16 protein-coding genes are annotated in these 16613 nt (G+C 67.8%); 7 read left to right on the forward strand and 9 right to left on the reverse strand.

From position 1 onward, the window contains the following. Nucleotides 1–10: 10 nt before the first annotated feature. Together QHF83_RS27075 and QHF83_RS27080 are read left to right on the forward strand one after the other, a co-directional pair. Nucleotides 11–1108 carry an FAD-dependent monooxygenase gene (locus tag QHF83_RS27075; protein WP_282420843.1) on the forward strand — a complete coding sequence of 366 codons (1098 nt, stop codon included), beginning with the start codon at nt 11–13 and terminating at the stop codon, nt 1106–1108. A gap of 122 nt (nt 1109–1230) precedes the next feature. Next, the gene (locus tag QHF83_RS27080) at nt 1231–2709 is read left to right on the forward strand and encodes a DUF4331 family protein (protein ID WP_282420844.1); all 1479 of its coding nucleotides are present in this window, start codon (nt 1231–1233) and stop codon (nt 2707–2709) included. 44 nt (nt 2710–2753) lie between these two features. Here the strand turns inward: QHF83_RS27080 and QHF83_RS27085 are convergent, their stop codons facing one another. The 4 genes from QHF83_RS27085 to QHF83_RS27100 form a co-directional block, all read right to left on the reverse strand. Further along, nucleotides 2754–3995: a tetratricopeptide repeat protein gene (locus tag QHF83_RS27085; protein WP_282420845.1), complete on the reverse strand. Its 1242-nt coding sequence runs from the start codon at nt 3993–3995 to the stop codon at nt 2754–2756. Between the two features lie 170 nt (nt 3996–4165). Beyond that, nucleotides 4166–4330 carry a hypothetical protein gene (locus QHF83_RS27090; RefSeq protein ID WP_282420846.1) on the reverse strand — a complete coding sequence of 55 codons (165 nt, stop codon included), beginning with the start codon at nt 4328–4330 and terminating at the stop codon, nt 4166–4168. Between the two features lie 71 nt (nt 4331–4401). Next, nucleotides 4402–4818, reverse strand: coding sequence for a hypothetical protein (locus QHF83_RS27095; RefSeq protein WP_282420847.1), 417 nt, complete (start codon nt 4816–4818; stop codon nt 4402–4404). A 15-nt stretch (nt 4819–4833) separates the two neighbouring features. After that, the gene (locus QHF83_RS27100) at nt 4834–5838 is read right to left on the reverse strand and encodes a LysR family transcriptional regulator (protein ID WP_282420848.1); all 1005 of its coding nucleotides are present in this window, start codon (nt 5836–5838) and stop codon (nt 4834–4836) included. A gap of 215 nt (nt 5839–6053) precedes the next feature. On the opposite strand from QHF83_RS27100, the gene QHF83_RS27105 reads away from it, so the two are divergent. Then, complete coding sequence (locus QHF83_RS27105; RefSeq protein ID WP_282420849.1) at nt 6054–7166, forward strand: alpha/beta hydrolase; 1113 nt, start codon at nt 6054–6056, stop codon at nt 7164–7166. A gap of 68 nt (nt 7167–7234) precedes the next feature. Here the strand turns inward: QHF83_RS27105 and QHF83_RS27110 are convergent, their stop codons facing one another. The 3 genes from QHF83_RS27110 to QHF83_RS27120 are packed head-to-tail and all read right to left on the reverse strand — an operon-like array spanning nt 7235 to nt 8865. Next, complete coding sequence (locus QHF83_RS27110) at nt 7235–7879, reverse strand: SRPBCC family protein (RefSeq protein WP_282420850.1); 645 nt, start codon at nt 7877–7879, stop codon at nt 7235–7237. Further along, nucleotides 7876–8265, reverse strand: coding sequence for a metalloregulator ArsR/SmtB family transcription factor (locus QHF83_RS27115; RefSeq protein ID WP_282420851.1), 390 nt, complete (start codon nt 8263–8265; stop codon nt 7876–7878). Before QHF83_RS27115 ends, QHF83_RS27110 begins: the two co-directional genes overlap by 4 nt. Before the next feature lie 48 nt (nt 8266–8313). Next, nucleotides 8314–8865, reverse strand: coding sequence for a YkgJ family cysteine cluster protein (locus QHF83_RS27120; RefSeq protein ID WP_282420852.1), 552 nt, complete (start codon nt 8863–8865; stop codon nt 8314–8316). Between the two features lie 107 nt (nt 8866–8972). Between QHF83_RS27120 and QHF83_RS27125 the strand changes: the two genes are divergently transcribed. Together QHF83_RS27125 and QHF83_RS27130 are read left to right on the forward strand one after the other, a co-directional pair. Next, nucleotides 8973–10766 carry a S53 family peptidase gene (locus tag QHF83_RS27125; RefSeq protein WP_282420853.1) on the forward strand — a complete coding sequence of 598 codons (1794 nt, stop codon included), beginning with the start codon at nt 8973–8975 and terminating at the stop codon, nt 10764–10766. Between the two features lie 408 nt (nt 10767–11174). Beyond that, nucleotides 11175–11366, forward strand: a complete 192-nt coding sequence (locus QHF83_RS27130) for a hypothetical protein (RefSeq protein WP_281311250.1) — start codon at nt 11175–11177, stop codon at nt 11364–11366. 24 nt (nt 11367–11390) lie between these two features. Here QHF83_RS27130 and QHF83_RS27135 read toward each other — a convergent pair whose 3' ends face one another. Both QHF83_RS27135 and QHF83_RS27140 read right to left on the reverse strand, forming a co-directional pair. Continuing rightward, nucleotides 11391–13529, reverse strand: a complete 2139-nt coding sequence (locus tag QHF83_RS27135; RefSeq protein ID WP_282420854.1) for a hypothetical protein — start codon at nt 13527–13529, stop codon at nt 11391–11393. A 9-nt stretch (nt 13530–13538) separates the two neighbouring features. Further along, nucleotides 13539–14348 carry an alpha/beta hydrolase gene (locus QHF83_RS27140; protein WP_282420855.1) on the reverse strand — a complete coding sequence of 270 codons (810 nt, stop codon included), beginning with the start codon at nt 14346–14348 and terminating at the stop codon, nt 13539–13541. Nucleotides 14349–14502: 154 nt separating this feature from the next. On the opposite strand from QHF83_RS27140, the gene QHF83_RS27145 reads away from it, so the two are divergent. Together QHF83_RS27145 and secF are read left to right on the forward strand one after the other, a co-directional pair. Continuing rightward, nucleotides 14503–15009 carry a hypothetical protein gene (locus QHF83_RS27145; RefSeq protein ID WP_282420856.1) on the forward strand — a complete coding sequence of 169 codons (507 nt, stop codon included), beginning with the start codon at nt 14503–14505 and terminating at the stop codon, nt 15007–15009. A gap of 354 nt (nt 15010–15363) precedes the next feature. Next, nucleotides 15364–16608: a protein translocase subunit SecF gene (gene secF / locus QHF83_RS27150; RefSeq protein ID WP_282420857.1), complete on the forward strand. Its 1245-nt coding sequence runs from the start codon at nt 15364–15366 to the stop codon at nt 16606–16608. Nucleotides 16609–16613: the final 5 nt, after the last annotated feature.

Here is a 16613-nt window from a genome sequence, read left to right on the forward strand (position 1 = left end):
TGGCGCGCCCGTGTCGGAGACCGATGTCATCATCGTCGGCCAAGGCATAGCCGGGGTTTCGCTATCGCTGCTGCTGGAAAGGCAGGGCGTGGCGCATACGCTGCTCGGGCGAAAGGGTGGTGGCAAGGGGTTCGCTCTCGCCGAGACCTTGCCACCGTCCGCCTTGCCTTTGCTCAGCCGGCTCGATCTGCTGGAGGTGTTCGAAGCCGCCGCCATCCAAAGAACCCATGGCTACCATTCCGTGTGGGGACGGGACGTGGTGACGGACAACAATTTCTTCTTTCACCGCGGCTTCCAGCACGGCTTGAAGATCGACAAGCAGGCGCTTTCGGCGACGCTGCTCGGACGTCAGGCGGCGCATGTCGTCTGGTTCGAAAAGCTCCTGTCGGTGTCCTGCGACGGGCCGGAGGTCGCGGTCACGTTCAGGCACGACGAACGGACACATCGCATTTCGGGGAAACTGCTGGTCGATGCCACGGGCAGGCAGCGCGCGGTCCTGCGCCGCTTGGGGATCCGCACGCAGGATTTCGACAGCCTGACCGCCTTCAGTTGCCATGTACCTCGGGTGGATCACCCAGCGCTGCCGCACGGAGTGCTGATTGAGGCGTTCGAGGCAGGATGGGGGATCGTTTCGCGGTTGAACGAGCGGGAAAACGTGTTCACGCTGTTCACCCGAACCGCGGGAGCAAACGAGGTGGCCGGTCAGGATGCGCTGCTGGCCCCATTGCACAAATATGCGAACTGGCATCGCCACCTGAGCGAGACCAAATTCTTGCGCCATTTCTTGAGCGGGGACGGCGCCACCAAGGTCTTAGGGGCCAAGGCCAACTCTTCCAAGGCTCATACCATGGCGGGCCGTCACTGGCTCGCGCTGGGCGACGCCGCGTTGAGCTTCGACCCGCTTTCCTCCCACGGCATCACCAACGCGGTGTACACGGCGCAGCTGGCCGCTTCGACCATCGTGGCGGCGCGAAGCGGCGGGGGCGAAGGCGCGTTGCGGGAATACGAGGCCACCTTGACGGCCATTTTCATGCAATACCTGCAAAGCAAAGACCAGTTGTACCGTCAGGAGAGGCGCTGGCCCCATGCCGCGTTTTGGCGGGTTTGAGGCGTAGAGAGCACGGGCTTGCAGACGATTCGCGCACTTCGAGCGCCGCAGCGGAAAGGTACGCCACGTTTCTCGGGTCATGTCGAACCACGACTTCTGGGTATGTCTCTGGGAGGGTTATCGTGAGGAGAAGAACACCATCGAATCTACCGCAGCCGCGGCTCCGCCACCTGCTGGCGGCGCTGCTGTCGATCCTGCTCGTCGCCGTCGTCGGAACTTCGTTTGCCGCCGACCACAACGACGGCAGCAACTTCAAGGAACATCCGGACTGGGACATCTCCGACTTCTTCATCTTTCCGAGGGTGGATGCGCATCAGCAAAAGCGTCTCTCGCTGATCCTGAGCGTCCATCCATACGCTCCCCCGACGGCGCTCTTCAGTGATGTATTGACGTACAGCTTCCGCATGCGCGCCGTCAAAGGCTTTCAGAAATCTCCCTTCAAGGCTCTCGTATCCGACGAGGAATTTCGGATCGACTGCCGCGTCACGGGCACGGCCGCCCCGCAGGTCCTGAACTGCGAGCTTTTGCGCCTGCAGGCCAAGGGGAAGGCGCCGGAGCCGATCATGAAGGCCACCGTGAACACGGGGGACTCGGGGGGCGGCTCGAACCCTGACTTCAAGATCTTCGGAGGGCCCAGGGCCGATCAGTTGTTCACGGACCGGGCACGGGTGAGGATGCCGGTCTGGCGTGACACCGATCTGAGCTCCGCGGAGGAATGGCCGGGGGTCAACACGTTCGACGGAAAGAACGTCCTCAGTATCGTCGTCGACCTGAATCCCGAGAAGTTTTTGAAGGCGGATACGCATCTTCTCGCGGCGGTCGCCGAGGCCTCGTACATGGATAAGGGAGAGATGCGCCGGGTCGATCGCATGGGGCGGGTGGAGATCACCGTCTTCCTCGTTCGCGATAACGAGACCAAGGATCTCTGGAATGCAGATGATGCGTTCTCCCTCAAGCCCGAGAACGTAGGTAAGTATCGGGAGAAGCTGAATGCGGGACTGCACCGGCTGGATGGGTTCGAGATGCTCGAGCTCGACGCGCCCGTCATCAGTGTATTCGACTGGGACAACCCTCACCCCTGGGTCGACCTCCTGATGGATGATTTTCTCATCGTCAATGTGGAGCAGCCGACGAAGCCCTCCAGTGATGCCAATGGATATCTAGGCATCGAAATGGGAGAATTCCGCGGGGGGCCGGCGCCGATCGTCGGTGGCCGTCTCCCCAACGAAGACGTCATCGAGACCACGCTGACGGTGTTCATCAACGGCCTCGACCGCCTGAAAGGACCGAAGAGGGGCGTCGGCGTTTCCAGGCCGGCCCGCGCGACGGTGGATGAATTCCCGTTCGTGCCGCCTCCGTTCGCGCCGCCTTCCGAAGCGGCCGGCGAACCGATGAAGGCGAATGCCGGTCCGCCTCCCAAAGCGGCCGGCGAACCGATGAAAGCGAATGCCGGTCCGCCTTCCGAAGCAGCCGGCGAATCGATGAAAGGGAATGCCTGCGGATGTGGCGTGCGCGGGTCACCGGCTACCGGTGGGCTCTGGGTCGGGCTGGGGGTGCTGCTCGCGGTGCGGCGCCGACGCGCGCGCCTCACACCAGGCTGAGCGCCGGGGGGCGCGGCGGCCCGCGCCCAGGGCGGGCCCGAAGCTTACGGCACGGCTGCCGGCTTACAGGCGTCTGCGGCGATGGCGCGGAGCATCCCGCTCGCATAGGGAAGCTTGGCGCCATCCTGCCCGAAGGTGCAGGCCTCGGCGCGCGCCCCCGCTGCGAACGCCGCCAGCATGGCGAGCTGATAGGCCTTCTCGGTACGGCGCACGGCGAGGTTCGTCTTTGCGAACGCGAGGGCGTTCTGGGGCTCCTTGCCCTCGTCGAGGAGGAACCATCCGGCGTGCTCGGCGTAGGCCTCGGGGTGCTTGTCGACCAGCTCGGCGTAGCGTGCCCGCACATGCGCCGCCCGCGCGTCCGCGTCGGCGACGTCGCCGTGCGCTCGCAGGCGGTTGACGAGGATGTGCTCGAACTCGGGATCATCGGACGCGTCGGCGATCGACTTCAACAGCTCGATGCCGACTGCGGGCTGCTCCAGCGTGGCGAGGTGTGCCGCGGCGTGAACGTATCCAGGGAGCCGTTCGTGCGCGGCAGCGTAGAACGTTTTGGCGCGAGCGACGTTGCCGGCTCGCTCCCAGAGCAAGCCCTGCTGGAGGAAGAGCCAGGCCACGGGGAACGGGGAGACGTCGCGGTACTCCGCAGCAGCGCGGCGGAAGAGTCCGACCGCCTCGTCGGTCCGGCCCATCTGGCCGACGAGCGCCCCCTCGAGGCCGAGGGCGTTCAGGTTGGGATTGAGCTCGCGCATCTTGCGCCGGAGAGCGAGCGCGCCGTCGAGGTCGCCCTGCCCCTCCAGGATCATCGCCTTCTGGGCGATCAAGTTGGCCGGGGGCTCGCCCCTCTTTTCTGCTTCGGCGAGATCGGCGAGGGCCTCGGTGAAGCGGTGCATCGCGGCGCGGGTGTGGGCGCGCGCTGCGTAGGCCCATGGGCGGGTGGGCGCATCGCGCACCAGCTCCTCGGCCATCGCGGCGGCGCGCTCGGCATCCGCGATGCGGCCGAGGTACTGGCCGCGCGCGGCCAGGAGCTCGATGAGCTGCCGCTTCGACTCGAGATCCCCGGGGTGGCTCTCGAGGTTCCTGGTCAGGGCCTCGATGTGCCCGATGAGGTTGGTGGTGGCAATGATGCCATGGGTCGTGGGCATCTCGGCCTGGGAAGGCGGGCCCAGCGGATCGTGCTGCGCAGGCGCTGCCGCTGCGGTCGGCTTCGGGGCGTCGCTCGGTCTGTCACAGGCAGAGGCGATCAAGGTCGAGCCAGCAAGAATCACTGCGCGAACGCCGAGTTGCTTCATGTCAGCTCCCCTTGTTTTGTTTGTGCTGGCCCACGCGACCATGATTCTCTCGAACCAGCCACCGCTCCTGGCGCATGTTCGCGCCATTGGGGGTGTCCACGGAAGCGGGGCCCGCACCGGCTCGGAGCATGGCGCCTGCCAGGCTCGCATCGGCCTGAGCCGAGCGCCGCTCAATCCTCGTCCTTGCCCGCGCCGGCCATCAGCCGATCCACGCGCCGCTTCATCATGATGCGCGTGATCCCGAGCAGCCGCGCCGCTTCGCGGAATAGGCCATCTGGCCCGGCTTGCGCACGACGAGGTGGGGCATGGAGGCTCTCGCGTGCATCGTAGAGCATCGTTCTCCTCGACTGAACGATGATCTCGTATGTGTCGCAACGTGCGTTCGTCGCGGCGAGGTTCCTTGCGATCAGGCGGGCGGCTCGGGGACGGGATACGGCGCGGGCGGCTCGGGGACGGGGTAGCCGGCCGGCGGCTCGGGGATGGGGTACGGGGCGGGCGGCTCGGGCGTCGCGTAGGCCTCGGGCGCGGCTGGCACCGGATAGGTTTCCGGGGGAATGGGCGGCACGTAGGGCGCGGCGGCGGGCGCCGGGGGCGCCGCTGCAAAGGGGCGCGGCGCGAGCGGGGAGGGCGGGATCACGGGCGGCGGCGGAATGGGCGGCGCCTCCGGGACGACCGGGTATTCTCCTGCTCCTGGCCCGGCGGGCGGATCGAGCTTCGGCACCTCGACCTCGGGAATGGCCGGCATGGGCGGCACCTCGACCTCGGGAATCGCGGGGAGGGGGATCACGTTCGCCTTCTTCTCCGGCGTGCTCGCGTCGCTCATGACGTTTTTACTCTGTCACGAGGCGTGCTCGGGGGCGAGCGGGGCCTTGGGGCTTTTGGCCTTTTTATCGCTCCGCGATCCTCGCGCCTGGGCGAGCGCCTGGGCGAGCGGCTGCGCGACCCGCACGAGCGCATCGCGCAGCCAGCGCGCCCCGGGATCCTCGTGCGTCCTTTCGTGCCACACCATCGTCATCGTGACCGGCGCGAGGTCGAGCTCGGGGGGCGGCTCGAACGTCGCGAGGGGCAGGAGCGTGGTGAACGTCGCGGCCACGTGGGCGAGCATCGTCGTCACGTGATTCGAGGTCGCCACGATGTGCGGCACGACGAGAAAATGCGGGACGGTGAGGGCCACGCGCCGCACGAGGCCCTTCTTCGCGAGCGCGCCGTCCACGATCCCGCCCGGCTTGCCGCGCGGCGACACGAGCACGTGCGAGAGCTCCGCGTACGTCGCGAGATCGAGCTTTCCGCGCGCCTTCGGGTGGCCTTCGCGCGCCACGCCGACGAACGTGTCCTGGAAGAGGGGCACGCGGCGCACGTCGAGCGGCATTGTTTCGTGCTCGAAGCGCCCCACGGCCAGGTCGATCTCGCCGTCGCAGAGCGACTCGGACGCCGGAGGAACGCCGATGGGCAGGATGTGCAAGGTGAGGCTCGGCGCCTCGCGAGAGAGGAGCTCCTCGAGCGCGGGCAAAAGGACGAACTGCACGTAATCCGTGGCCCCGAGCTTGAAGGTGCGGCGGCTCGTCTTCGGATCGAACGAGGGCAGGGGCGCGAGCAGCGCTTCGAGCTCCTCCACGACGGCGCGAGCGCGGGGCACGAGGGCCTCGGCGCGAGGCGTGAGCGTCATGGCGCGCCCCACGCGCACGAGCAGCGGATCGCCGAGCGTCTCGCGCAGCCGTGCGAGCGCGTGGCTCATCGCCGGCTGGCTGAGCCCGATCCGCCTGGCAGCCTCGGTGACGCTGCGCTCCTGGAGCAGGGCATCCAGGGCGACGACGAGGTTCACGTCGATGCCTGCAAGGTTCATCGCCCCGAACAGGGCTACACGATCCTCGCGGAGGAAGAAATCCCCTAGCGCTTATGGAAGTGCATACATAAATGACGGCCGTTTCCGCCGGCCGACACGCGCCGAAGGCCGTCCAGGCCCCGAGACGAATCCTGTTGACCCCCTCGTGCGAATCCTTGTAATCGTTTGGTAAACGAACGTTCGTTCAGAAGTTCGCATCACATAGAAGTAGCCCCATGCGTACTTACCTTGCTTGGATGCTCGTGTTCGTTCCGCTCCTCGCGTGCGGACAGGCCGCCGATGACCAGGGACCCGGCTCCGGAGGCAGCGCCGCGGCGGGCGGCGCTCCAGGCACCGGCGGGCTCGGCGGCGGAGCCGGAGGTGCTGGAGCAGGTGGCGGCGGCGGAGCGGATCCGGGCCCGTACCTCGTCGATCTCGATTTGCCCGAAGCGTCCACGCCGCCGATCCCCACGGACAGCGTCGACGTGACCTTTTACGCCGACGTCGCGTACGGCTCGGATCCGTTGCATCGATTCGATGTCTTCCTGCCGAAGAGCGCCGCGCCCACGCCGCTCATGATTTACATCCACGGCGGCGGGTTCACCGGTGGGGACAAGGCCGAAAAGTACAATGCGAAGATCACGGGCGTGCTCGCCCAGGGCGTCGCCTTTGCGAGTCTCAATTATCGGCTGCTCGATCCCGTGGATACCGAGGGCGTCGCAAAACCCCTCGGCGATTGCCGGCGGGCATTGCAGTTCCTCCGGTACCACGCGAGCGAGCTGAACATCGACGCGAGCAAGGTCGCGCTGCTCGGAAGCTCGGCGGGCGCGGGCACCAGCCTGTGGCTCGCGTTTCACGATGACATGGCCGCGGCCGGCGGCGCCGATCCCGTGGCGAAGCAGTCCACCCGGCCGATCGCCGTGGCGGCGAACGCCACGCAGGCGACGTACGATCTGATCAAATGGGAGACGGTCGTGTTCAAGGAATACGGCATCTCGATGGTCGAGGCCGCCGCCGCCCTGGGCCTCGAGCAGCGCTTCGCGTCGTTTTACGGAATGGAATCGATCGACGAGATCGACACGCCGCCCATCCAGGCCTATCGCGCCGACGTCGACATGCTCGGCCTCCTCGGCGCCGACGATCCGCCCGTGTACGTGCACAACCAGCTCGCGACGCTGGAATCCCCCAAGAACACGGGCGAGCTCTTCCACCACGCCCACCATGCACGCGCGGTCATGGAGGCAGCGCAGGCCGCGGGGGTCCCGGTGGTGGCGAAGATCGAGGCCCTCGGCGTCGATACCTCCATGGGGCAGGATGAATGGGCCTTCCTGCTCGCCAAGCTGAAGTGACGCCGCCGAGGAACGGCGATTGCCGCCCGAACCGGCCCTGCTGAGAGCGGCTACGCCCGACGCCGCGCTCAGGTCGCCGGGGTCGGGTCTGGCGCGTAAAACTTGGTCGTGTTCTCGACGCACTTCTTGGCGTCTTCGGCGGATGCGCCGGCGGCTTGATTCGCGGCGCCCCAGTCGACGCTGCTCCCGATGATGAATTGCCTCGCCTCCGGCGTCAGGCTCCAGGCGTCCTTGTCTTCGAGGAAGATCGAACGAAGCTCCATGGCCAGGCCGAGCAGCGTGAGATCCCAGCCGACGCCCACGGCGCCGGGCCCGTATTCGGACCACATGCCGGGGGGCACGATGGCTGCGTGCTCGAGATCGAGGATCGTCTGGGCGTCCTCGCCGACCGACAGCCGCACCTCGACCTTGCTGTTCTCCTCGTCCTTCGGGTCCATCGACCACGTCACTTCGAGCAGACGGGGCGGTTCACAGCGCAGGATCTTGCCGCCGGCATTGCCTTTGAGCTTGTAACGCCCGCCGAGGCGCAGATCGCCCTCGACCGGGAGAAACCAGCGGCGGATGCGGTCGGGATTCGTGATCGCATCCCAGACGTCCTCGATCTCCGCATCGTAGCTCCGCCTCAGCTTCACCGTGCGGCCTTCGCCCCCGGGCATCGTCCTGGGGCCGGTCTCCCGATGTACGGCGATGAGCTCCTTCATGATGTCCATCATGGTTTGTCCTTCTCCCTCGTGGTCGTATCGTCGTTCGTGGACGAACGCGCTTCGGCCTTCAAGCGGCGTTCACGTTTGCCTCGGGCGAGCTCCGTCGCGAGCGCGTCGAGGCGCTGCTCCCAGAATTGGCGGAAGCGATCGAGCCACAGGTCGACCTCCTGCAAAGGCCGGACGTCGACGGCATAAAGCCGCCGCGTGCCCTCCGCCCGTACCGTGGCAAACCCATTGTCCCGCAGCACTTTGAGGTGCAACGATACCGCCGGCTGCGAAATCCCGAACTCCCTCTGGATGACCTCGGTGATCGCCCCCGAAGTCTGCTCACCGTCGGCGAGCAGCTCGAGGATCCGGCGGCGGACCGGGTCCCCGAGGACGTCGAACGCTTCCACGGAGGATGAGTATCATCGTCCGCTTATATTAGTCAAGCCTGATGTACGTCAGGACGAGCAGAGCGTCGTCATCTCGATCCGCTGCCCGCGCGGGAGCCCGACCGCGTCCGCATACGCCGCGTCGAGCGCCGCGAGCACCGTGGAGAGCGTCGCTTGATCGAGCACGGCCCGGGGATCGAGCGACGCGAGATCCTGCCCGGCGAAGTTCTTCGGGCAGGCGTCGACGACCGGGAGCGACCGACCGCCCGTTCGCTCCGTGAAACGAATCGGCAAGCCGTGCGTCCGGCAGATCGTGGGGCGCGCCTCGTACACGGCGCAGCGGCCGTCTTCACCGAGGGCAGGGCAATCCGTCCCCGCGGGATCCGCCGCCCGCGCCGCGATCGTTTGCCGCTCCTCGGCCGGCAGGCGATCGAGCGCTTCCTGCACCTCCGCCGCCTCGATCGTCGTCACCGAGAATCGCCGCCGGCAGCAGTCGTCGCAGCCCGCGGCGCAGGTGATCGCCTCGCCACACCGGCTCTTCGCGTGCGCGAAGAACGAGTCGACCTTGAGGAAGAGCTCGTGCAAGCGCTCGCGGGGGGAGGGCGTTCGGACCTCGGACATCCGGGCTGTCTAGCATCCGTTCACGCCAAACACGAGCCGACGTTCCCTTTCCACGCCGCGTACGGCCCCGTTTGCCTCACACGAGCCCGCTCGGGTAGGCTCGCTCCATGTCCATGACGCCGCCGCCGGGCCCGAACGAGCCGATCGACATCACCGTCATCCTCCACGATCGCTCGCGCGCGGAGCTCCTGGACCTCGTGATCGAGTGCTCCGACCCCGCGAGCCCGCGTTACGGCCGCCACCTGTCGCGCGCCGAGCTCGGGGGCCTCGTCGCGCTCCACGACACGCAGATCGAGGCCGTGCACACCTGGCTTCGCCGCGCCGGCCTCGAGCCGCTCCCGTCCGGGCCCGTCGGTCGGCAGCTCATCGTGGTGCGCGCGCCCGAGGAGCCGATCCGCCGCGCCTTCGGCCGCCACCTCGCCGATTGGCTGCGCGAGCCCGCCGGGCACCGCGCCCCGCGCGTCGACACCGCCGTCCCCCGCGAGCTCGCCGGCTACATCCAGGCCGTCCACGGCCTGCGCAACGCGCCCGAGGCCCGTAGCTCGATGGTCTCCCGCGCCCGGCAAGAGGAAGTTCCGCTCGAGCTCCGCGAGGGTTTTCCCTTTTCGGTCCGCAGCGAACCGAACAAACCCCCGCCCGGCCTCGCCGGCGTCACGCCCGCCGACATCCGCCGCATTTACGCGTTTCCGGACCATCTCACGGGCGAGGGGGAAACCATTGCGCTCCTCATGCTCGGCGGATCCATCGATATCGGCGACCTGCACCTCTTCTGGCGCGCCCACGGCATCACGCCGCCCGCGGTGGAGATGATCGATCTCGGGCCGACGCGCGGCGGTCGGCTCGTCGATCCGCTGCACCGGCTCGAGGCGACGATGACCGTCGCCTGGGCCGGCGCGATGGCGCCCGGCGCGCGCCTCGTCGTGTATTTCGTCGACCCCGAGGTCGTCGCGGATCCCTGGTCGATGTTCCTGCTCGCGGTCATCGGCGACGAGGAGCGTAACGTGACGGTGGCCTCGACGAGCTGGATCACGCCCGAGCGGCGGTATTATCGCATCTTCGGATCGAGCGTCGTCACGGGCCTGCTCGATCAGGCCGCGGCGCTCGGAATCACCGTGGTCAGCGCGGCGGGCGATTGGGGGGCGCTCGACGGCATTCCGCGCCGCATGGTCGACGGTTACGCCGTGAGCGACGCGCCCTGGCCACACGGCGTGTTTCCCGCGGTCGAGGAGCGCGTGCTCAGCGTCGGCGGGACGATGATCACCTGCGTGGATCCGCTCACCGAGCTCGCCTGGAGCGGCCCGCCGCCGGTCGCCGTCGCCAAGCTGGTGCAATTCACACAGCTCGCGTCGAGCGGCGGCTTCAGCCAGGACGTCCCCATTCCAGCCTGGCAGCGCGACAGTCTGCGCAAATGGTATGCGCGCGGCGCGAACACGCCCGCGGTCGTCCCGTACGGCCGGGGTTTTCCGGACGTGGCTTTGATGGCGTCCGGCCCCGCGGTGCAGCGCGGCGAGGTGCTCTCGGCGCTCGGTTATCAGGCGGTGATCGGCCGCAACTGGATCGATTACGCGGGCGGCACGAGCATGGCCGCGCCCATCTGGGCGGCGATCATCGCGCTCGCGAACGAGGCGAGGCGCCAGGCAGGCAAGGGCCGGGTCGGATTCGCCAACCCCGCGCTGTATTCGCTCCGCAAGGCCGATCCGCCGGCCTTCCGCGACATCACGATCGGACAAACCGACGTCTGCGTGCGCGTGGCGAACAGCGTGGGCAAGGCCGTCGTGCAGCGCGTCGACGGCTACAGCGCGTGCTCCGACTGGGATCCAGTGACAGGCCTCGGCGTGCCACACGTGACGAACCTCGTCGAGCACCTCGTTGCGCTCGGCAAGCCCCTCGAAGGCGGATGATTGGTCTCGTCGGGCAACCGTTGCGCCGGGGCGCTGCCCCGGGCCCCGCGGGGGCTGTTCGCCCCTCGACCCGAACCAGGGCAAGCCCTGGACCATTTGGGAAGAACTGCGCGATGCGCAGTTCTTCCACAGGCCGGTGGCAAGACCAGGAAGGTGCGTTGCACGCTGGTGACGGGCACGTTGCCTGTTGAATCGTCAGCGCCGCGGTCTTGATGGGCAGGGTCGTCGTTGGTCTTGACCTGGCCTGTTCGATGAACTGCGCATCGCGCAGTTCATCGACCCCGGGTCCAGCGCTTGCGCTGGTCCGGGTCCAGGGGCGGATAGCCCCGGTGGGGCCTGGGGCAAAGCCCCAGCGCAGCGCCTGCCGAGATGCTACCGGTCCTGCCTGGCGCGTGTCATGATCCGGACATGAGCAAGTCTCGGAAAGAGGTCCTCGAGGAGTCCAAGAAGAACGCCGTCAAGGCGGGCGTGGTGACGGCCGGCACGGTGGCGTTGGCTGTAGCGGGCATGCCCGTCCTCGCGACCGTCGCGGCGGTCCCGGCGGCCGTGCTCGGCTGGAAGTGGTGGAAGCACCGGGCGGAGAACGGGATCCGGTTTTGAGACGGGCGTCCGCGCGACGCCTCCTCAGCGCCGCTTGGGGAGCCGCGCCGTGCTCGTGTCGATACGCTCCCCGTCCTTCGCGCCGCCTGGCGCGTAACGATGCAGCTCTGTCACGAAGACCGACGAATCTCCCACGTAAGCCCAGAGCGCCGCGCCATCGGACACGACCTTGAATCGGGCGCTGCCGGATTCGAGCCGCCAGGGCGCCCATTCTTCGCCGCGAAGGGCGAAGTTTTCGTCGCCGCGCGCGACGATCGTGCCGTCGGGCGCGCGGAGCAGGTCCCACGTGCGTTTCGGCAGGTAGGCCGCGATTCGACGGAAGGCCCCGTTCTCGAAGACGGAGACGCCGGCCGCGCCCTTCCAGACGATCCCGATCTGCGTGTGCATGAGCTCGTCGGAAGGCTCGATGGGGATCATCTGCGATTTGTCCTGGAAAAGGACCTGAATCTTGGGTTTGCCGTCGCAGGATGTCCCGAGGAAGAAACGCGCCCCCTCGTGCTTCGGCCAGCCGTAGAGATCACGCATCGGCGCGAGCTTCGAGGCCGGCGGGGGCGAGGCTTCACACGAGGGCGGCATGTGCGGGCCCGTCGGCTCCTCCCACTCGTTGTCGTACCCCGGGAGCTGCTTCCCCCCGGCGAGCGGCTCGTAATGGTGCGCCTCGCCCCGCGCGCTCGGGTCCCGCACCACGAGATAGAGTTTTCCGTTCTTCTCGACCACATGCTCGGCGAGGAGGTGGCCTTCGATCCGGTGCTTCTTGAGCGGCTGGAACTTCGTTCCGCGCAATTCGAGGACATGAATCCAGTATGGAGAAGGGGGCCCCTCGCCATTGCTTATCCTGGAGTTCTCCTCCACGAGGAGGACAAACACCTTCCCGCCGGCGAACGAGACCGTCGTCGGCTCCGCGAATTCCCCCGAAACGACGAACGGCCGCTCGGCCGCGGCGAGCTTCGGCTCGGGCGTCGCCGGCGGCGGGGGCGCGACGCTCGGCGGCGACGCGTTCTTGACGGGGACCACGGGCGGCTCGGGATCCTCGTACAGCTTGCGCCGGGCGATCCGGGGGGGTTTGGCGTCGAGCTCGAGCCAGTACACGTACGAGCCCGCCACCGCCACCCAGTCCGGCTTTTCGCGGTCCGTCGCGATGGCGTACGGCGGACAGGCTCCGTCCTTCGGGACCCGAAAGATCGCGCCGCGGAGGGGAGATGCCCAGTAAACGAACTGCGCGTCCGTGACGAGGGGCCCTGCGGGGAGCGTCGCGCCGCTCGGATGCGCCGGGACCGCGGGCCCGAGGAGCCGCGCGTCCTTGCCGTCCTTCGTGAGCCGCGCCATCTGCATGCCGCCGAGGTTCGGGTGCCCGTGCAATGCAAAAATCTCGTCCCCGTCGACCGTGAAACGACGCCCATCGAGCCCGCCGAAGGCCTCGCCGATCTTCCCGTTCGACACCTCCACGGCCTCGCCGCCGCCGAGCGGCATGCGATGGAGCCCGTCGTAACCCCCCGGGAAATAAATGAACGCTCCGTCCGCCGCGACGCCGCGATATCCGCCGAACGGACGCAGGAGCGTTTTTCCGGGCCCTCCTTTTCGGGGCGCTGCGTAAAGCCCGCTCGAGATGCCCGTGATGGTCGGGACCGATTCTTCCCGCGTGAACACGACCCGATCGGGCGTCAGGGCAAACCCCGTGATGCACCCTTCCGGCGAAACCGACGTGACCGGACCGCCGTTTTGCCCGACGAACCCCAAGAGCCCCGCGCAGCCCTGATCATATCGTTCCTCCGCCCGGAACCACACTTCTCCATTCGATAAACCGAGCCCTCGGACCACCGCGCTCTTCGTGGCATCCGCGACGAGCGTCTTGCGATCACCGCCGTTCAGCGAGGCGCGCACGATCGCGCGCCCATCGGACCAGACCAGATACGCGCCGTCGGTCGTGAACACCGCGGCGCCCTCGGCCGTGGTGAGCTCCTCGATCGGCGCCGTCGGCAGCGCGCACGTATCCGCGACCGGCTTCGGCCGCTTCGGCGGCTTTCGCTCCTCGGCCGTCGGGGCCTCGGCCGTCGCCGCGGCGCGCTCCGTCGGCGGGACGCTCGGCGGCGCGGGTTCGGCGCCCCCGCACGAAACGATCGACGCGGAGGCGAGGAGAAAAGCCGTGGGCCCGAGCGTTCGCATCCCCTTTCGCTACGTGCGCGGCCGCGCACCGTCAAGCCCATTCGGCGCGATCCGCCCGACGAAGGCCCGCACCGCGTCGAGGACCGCCTGCGGTTGATCCTTGTGGGGAGAATGGCGACAGGCTTCGAGCTCGACGAGCGCCACGTCCTTTGCTTGCGCGGCGATGCGGTGGATCTGGTCCATCGTGCCGTATTCGTCGTCCACGCCCTGGATCGCCAGGATGGGGCAGCGAATGCGCGGCAGGTACTCCTCGATGTTCCAGGCGCGGAAATCCGGGTGCAGCCAGATGTCGTTCCAGCCCCAGAAGGCCGCGTCCACGTCCTCGTGATACTTGCCGAGCCGCGCCGGCAAATCCGTGGTCGTATAAGCGACCCTGGCCTTCTCGATGCTGCGGATCGAGATATCCTCCACCAGCACGTGCGGCGCCATCACGACGAGGCCCGCGAGCGGGGTCTCGGTGCCGCCGGCGCAGATCAGCGCGATCGAGCCGCCGTCCGAATGCCCGAGCAGGATCGGCCGCTCGATTCCGAGCGTCTCGAGCAGCGCAGGCAGGACGAAGAGCCCCTCGTCGTGCATGTAGCGCGGCAGGCGCGGTAGCTTTGCCGGATCGGACCCGCCATACCCGGCGCGGGAATACACAACGACCTCGCACCCGGTGGCATCGGCCACTTTTTGCGGAAAATCCCTCCACATTGCGACCGAGCCAATCCCTTCGTGCAGGAATACGAGGGAAGGGGCCCCCGCGCGGGGCGCGGCCGAGAGGAGGCGAACGTATTCGAGGCGGGCGCCGTGGACGGGGATGGGGTTTGATGCAGACATCCGAGGCCGTGAAGATATCCGAGGTGCGCCGGTTGTCGAGGTGCGCCCGCGGGTCGTTGGAGGTCAAATCGTGCCTCCGTGATCTTTGGGCTTGAGTTTCTGGACGATCCGAGGGAAAAGAAGCGACCCGCGAGCTTCCATGACGCGCCCCTCGATGGCATACGACCCGACAGGGCGCCGTGATCGGTGCCCGCCCGAAGGTCGCCCGCTTCCACGCGGCCTCGTCGCGGGCCTGTTCGTCCTCGTCTCGCTGGTGGTGAGCTCGCTCGGCCTCGCGCCGGCGCGCGCCAGCGGCGGCACGGGCACGCCTTCCACGCTGCGGACCGTGGGCGCGGTCGTCGAGGTCCTGCAGCAGGTCGCGACGCCCGTCCCCGCGCAGACCCGGGTTCGCCCCGTGCCCGAGGGCCCGGGCGATCAAGCGGAGCGTCCCTCCCGGCTCTCGTGGCCCTCGTGGGCGCGGTCCCGCGGCCCGATTCGCTGGGATACGTCGCTGGATCCCGCCTCGATCGGCTGGCCCGCGTGGGTCGTCCGCGCCGAGGCTGCGCGTGTGCTCGCGGGTTCGCCGCTCGAGCGGCGCAAGTCCCTGGAGCTCCCCGAGCGGGCGCTCCGTTCCTCCGATTATCTGGCCGTCAACCCGGCCCGAGGTCCTCCCCGCGCCTGAAGGCTGGACTCGCGTCGTCGCGGCTCCGCCTTCTTCGTTCATCGCCACGGAAGCCAAGGCTTTTCGCGCCCTCCGGAGCACGGATCGGGTGCTGTTTGTCCTGGCGTCCTTCGATGATGCACGCCGTCGGGACGCGTGTGCCCCGGCGTGCTTTGGCCTTCGTGCGCCCGAGGGCTCGGGTTCGAGGAAAAGATGTCGACATTGGTTGCGGTCATTTTGCGCTCGGAGCTTTTGCTCCTCCTGTCTGCGTCGGTCCCCCTGTTTCTGGGTGTGGGGATCCGGCTCATGGCCGGCCGTCTCGGCCGCGCGCTCTTTGCGCATCGAGGGGCCGAGCCCCCGACGGGGGCGTGAGCCATGGAGTTCATCAAACCCGGACGTCAGTTCGATTTCATGAGCAAGCGCCGGTATTTCATCGGCGGAAGTGTCCTCTTGCTCCTCCTCTCCATCGTCACGTATTTCACCCCCGGCCTCCGGCTCGGCACGGATTTTCGTGGGGGCACCGAGATCGAGGTCGCGCTCTTGCAGAGCGTCCCCACGACCGAGATCCGGGCGGCCGTGGAGCGCGCGGGATTCGAGTCCCCCGAAGTGATCGAAGTCACGAGCCCCGGAACGCCGAACCGGGTGATGATTCGTGTCCTCGAGGTCAACGCGCTCTCGGAGGAGCAAAAGCACGCCGTGCGGCAGCGGTTCTGCCTCGCGGAGGAGGGCGAAACGAAGGCGGATCCGCGTTGCGAGAGCACGCTCGTCCCCACCGAGATCCGCTTCAGCCCCGGCGGCGACAAGATATCGCTCCGCTACGAGAGCGCCCCCGACCTCGCAGCCATCCAGAAGCAGATCGAAGGCATCGAGGGAATCACGCTGCAATCACCCGAGCGGGGCGTCGTCCTCGCGAACGAGCGCGATCACAAGGTCGAGATCCACCTTCGATCGAAGGGCGATCTGCTCCTCGACGGCCTCCGCCAGGAGCTCGGCGCCGACAAGGTCCCCGCGCAGGCGCTCCGCGTCGAGTGGATCGGCCCGAAGGCAGGCGCGCAGCTCCGGGACGCGGCCATCAAGAGCGTCCTCATCGCGCTCGTCTTCATCATGGCCTACATCGCGTTCCGCTTCGATCTGCGCTTCGCGCCGGGCGGCATCGTCGCGCTCGTCCACGACGTCGGCATCGCGCTCGGGGCCATGGCGATTACCCAGCGCGAGATCACGATCTCCACGGTGGCCGCGATGCTCACGATCGTCGGCTACTCCATCAACGACACGGTGATCGTCTACGACCGCATCCGCGAGAACCTCCCGCGGCACCGCGGGCTCTCGTTCTCGGCGATCATCAACCTCTCCATTTCGGAGATGCTCGGCCGCACGATCATCACGTCGGGCGTGACGGCCCTCTCGATGTTCGCGTTCCTCTGGTGGGGCACGGGCATGATCAAGGACTTCGCTTTCGCGCTGCTCGTCGGCATCGGAGTCGGCACGTATTCGTCGATTTACGTCGCCGCCCCGCTCACGGAGTGGATCGACAAGCGGTTCTTCCGCGGAAGCGCTGTCCAGCAGCGCCGCGTGGTTTCTCGCGCGAAGGTGCAGAAGCGCCCGGACGCGATCGTATGAAACGG

The organism is Polyangium sp. 15x6 (assembly GCF_029960785.1).
In the GTDB taxonomy this organism is placed as follows: Bacteria; Myxococcota_A; Polyangia; order Polyangiales; family Polyangiaceae; genus Polyangium.

What these genes read in the sequence shown, in the direction of transcription:
- QHF83_RS27085 (WP_282420845.1), bottom strand. Translation starts at nt 3,995, where the DNA reads ATGAAGCAACTCGGCGTTCGCGCAGTGATTCTTGCTGGCTCGACCTTG.
- QHF83_RS27090 (WP_282420846.1), bottom strand. Translation starts at nt 4,330, where the DNA reads ATGCTCTACGATGCACGCGAGAGCCTCCATGCCCCACCTCGTCGTGCG.
- QHF83_RS27095 (WP_282420847.1), bottom strand. Translation starts at nt 4,818, where the DNA reads ATGAGCGACGCGAGCACGCCGGAGAAGAAGGCGAACGTGATCCCCCTC.
- QHF83_RS27100 (WP_282420848.1), bottom strand. Translation starts at nt 5,838, where the DNA reads ATGAACCTTGCAGGCATCGACGTGAACCTCGTCGTCGCCCTGGATGCC.
- QHF83_RS27105 (WP_282420849.1), top strand. Translation starts at nt 6,054, where the DNA reads ATGCGTACTTACCTTGCTTGGATGCTCGTGTTCGTTCCGCTCCTCGCG.
- QHF83_RS27110 (WP_282420850.1), bottom strand. Translation starts at nt 7,879, where the DNA reads ATGATGGACATCATGAAGGAGCTCATCGCCGTACATCGGGAGACCGGC.
- QHF83_RS27120 (WP_282420852.1), bottom strand. Translation starts at nt 8,865, where the DNA reads ATGTCCGAGGTCCGAACGCCCTCCCCCCGCGAGCGCTTGCACGAGCTC.
- QHF83_RS27125 (WP_282420853.1), top strand. Translation starts at nt 8,973, where the DNA reads ATGTCCATGACGCCGCCGCCGGGCCCGAACGAGCCGATCGACATCACC.
- QHF83_RS27130 (WP_281311250.1), top strand. Translation starts at nt 11,175, where the DNA reads ATGAGCAAGTCTCGGAAAGAGGTCCTCGAGGAGTCCAAGAAGAACGCC.
- QHF83_RS27135 (WP_282420854.1), bottom strand. Translation starts at nt 13,529, where the DNA reads ATGCGAACGCTCGGGCCCACGGCTTTTCTCCTCGCCTCCGCGTCGATC.
- QHF83_RS27140 (WP_282420855.1), bottom strand. Translation starts at nt 14,348, where the DNA reads ATGTCTGCATCAAACCCCATCCCCGTCCACGGCGCCCGCCTCGAATAC.
- QHF83_RS27145 (WP_282420856.1), top strand. Translation starts at nt 14,503, where the DNA reads ATGGCATACGACCCGACAGGGCGCCGTGATCGGTGCCCGCCCGAAGGT.
- secF (WP_282420857.1), top strand. Translation starts at nt 15,364, where the DNA reads ATGGAGTTCATCAAACCCGGACGTCAGTTCGATTTCATGAGCAAGCGC.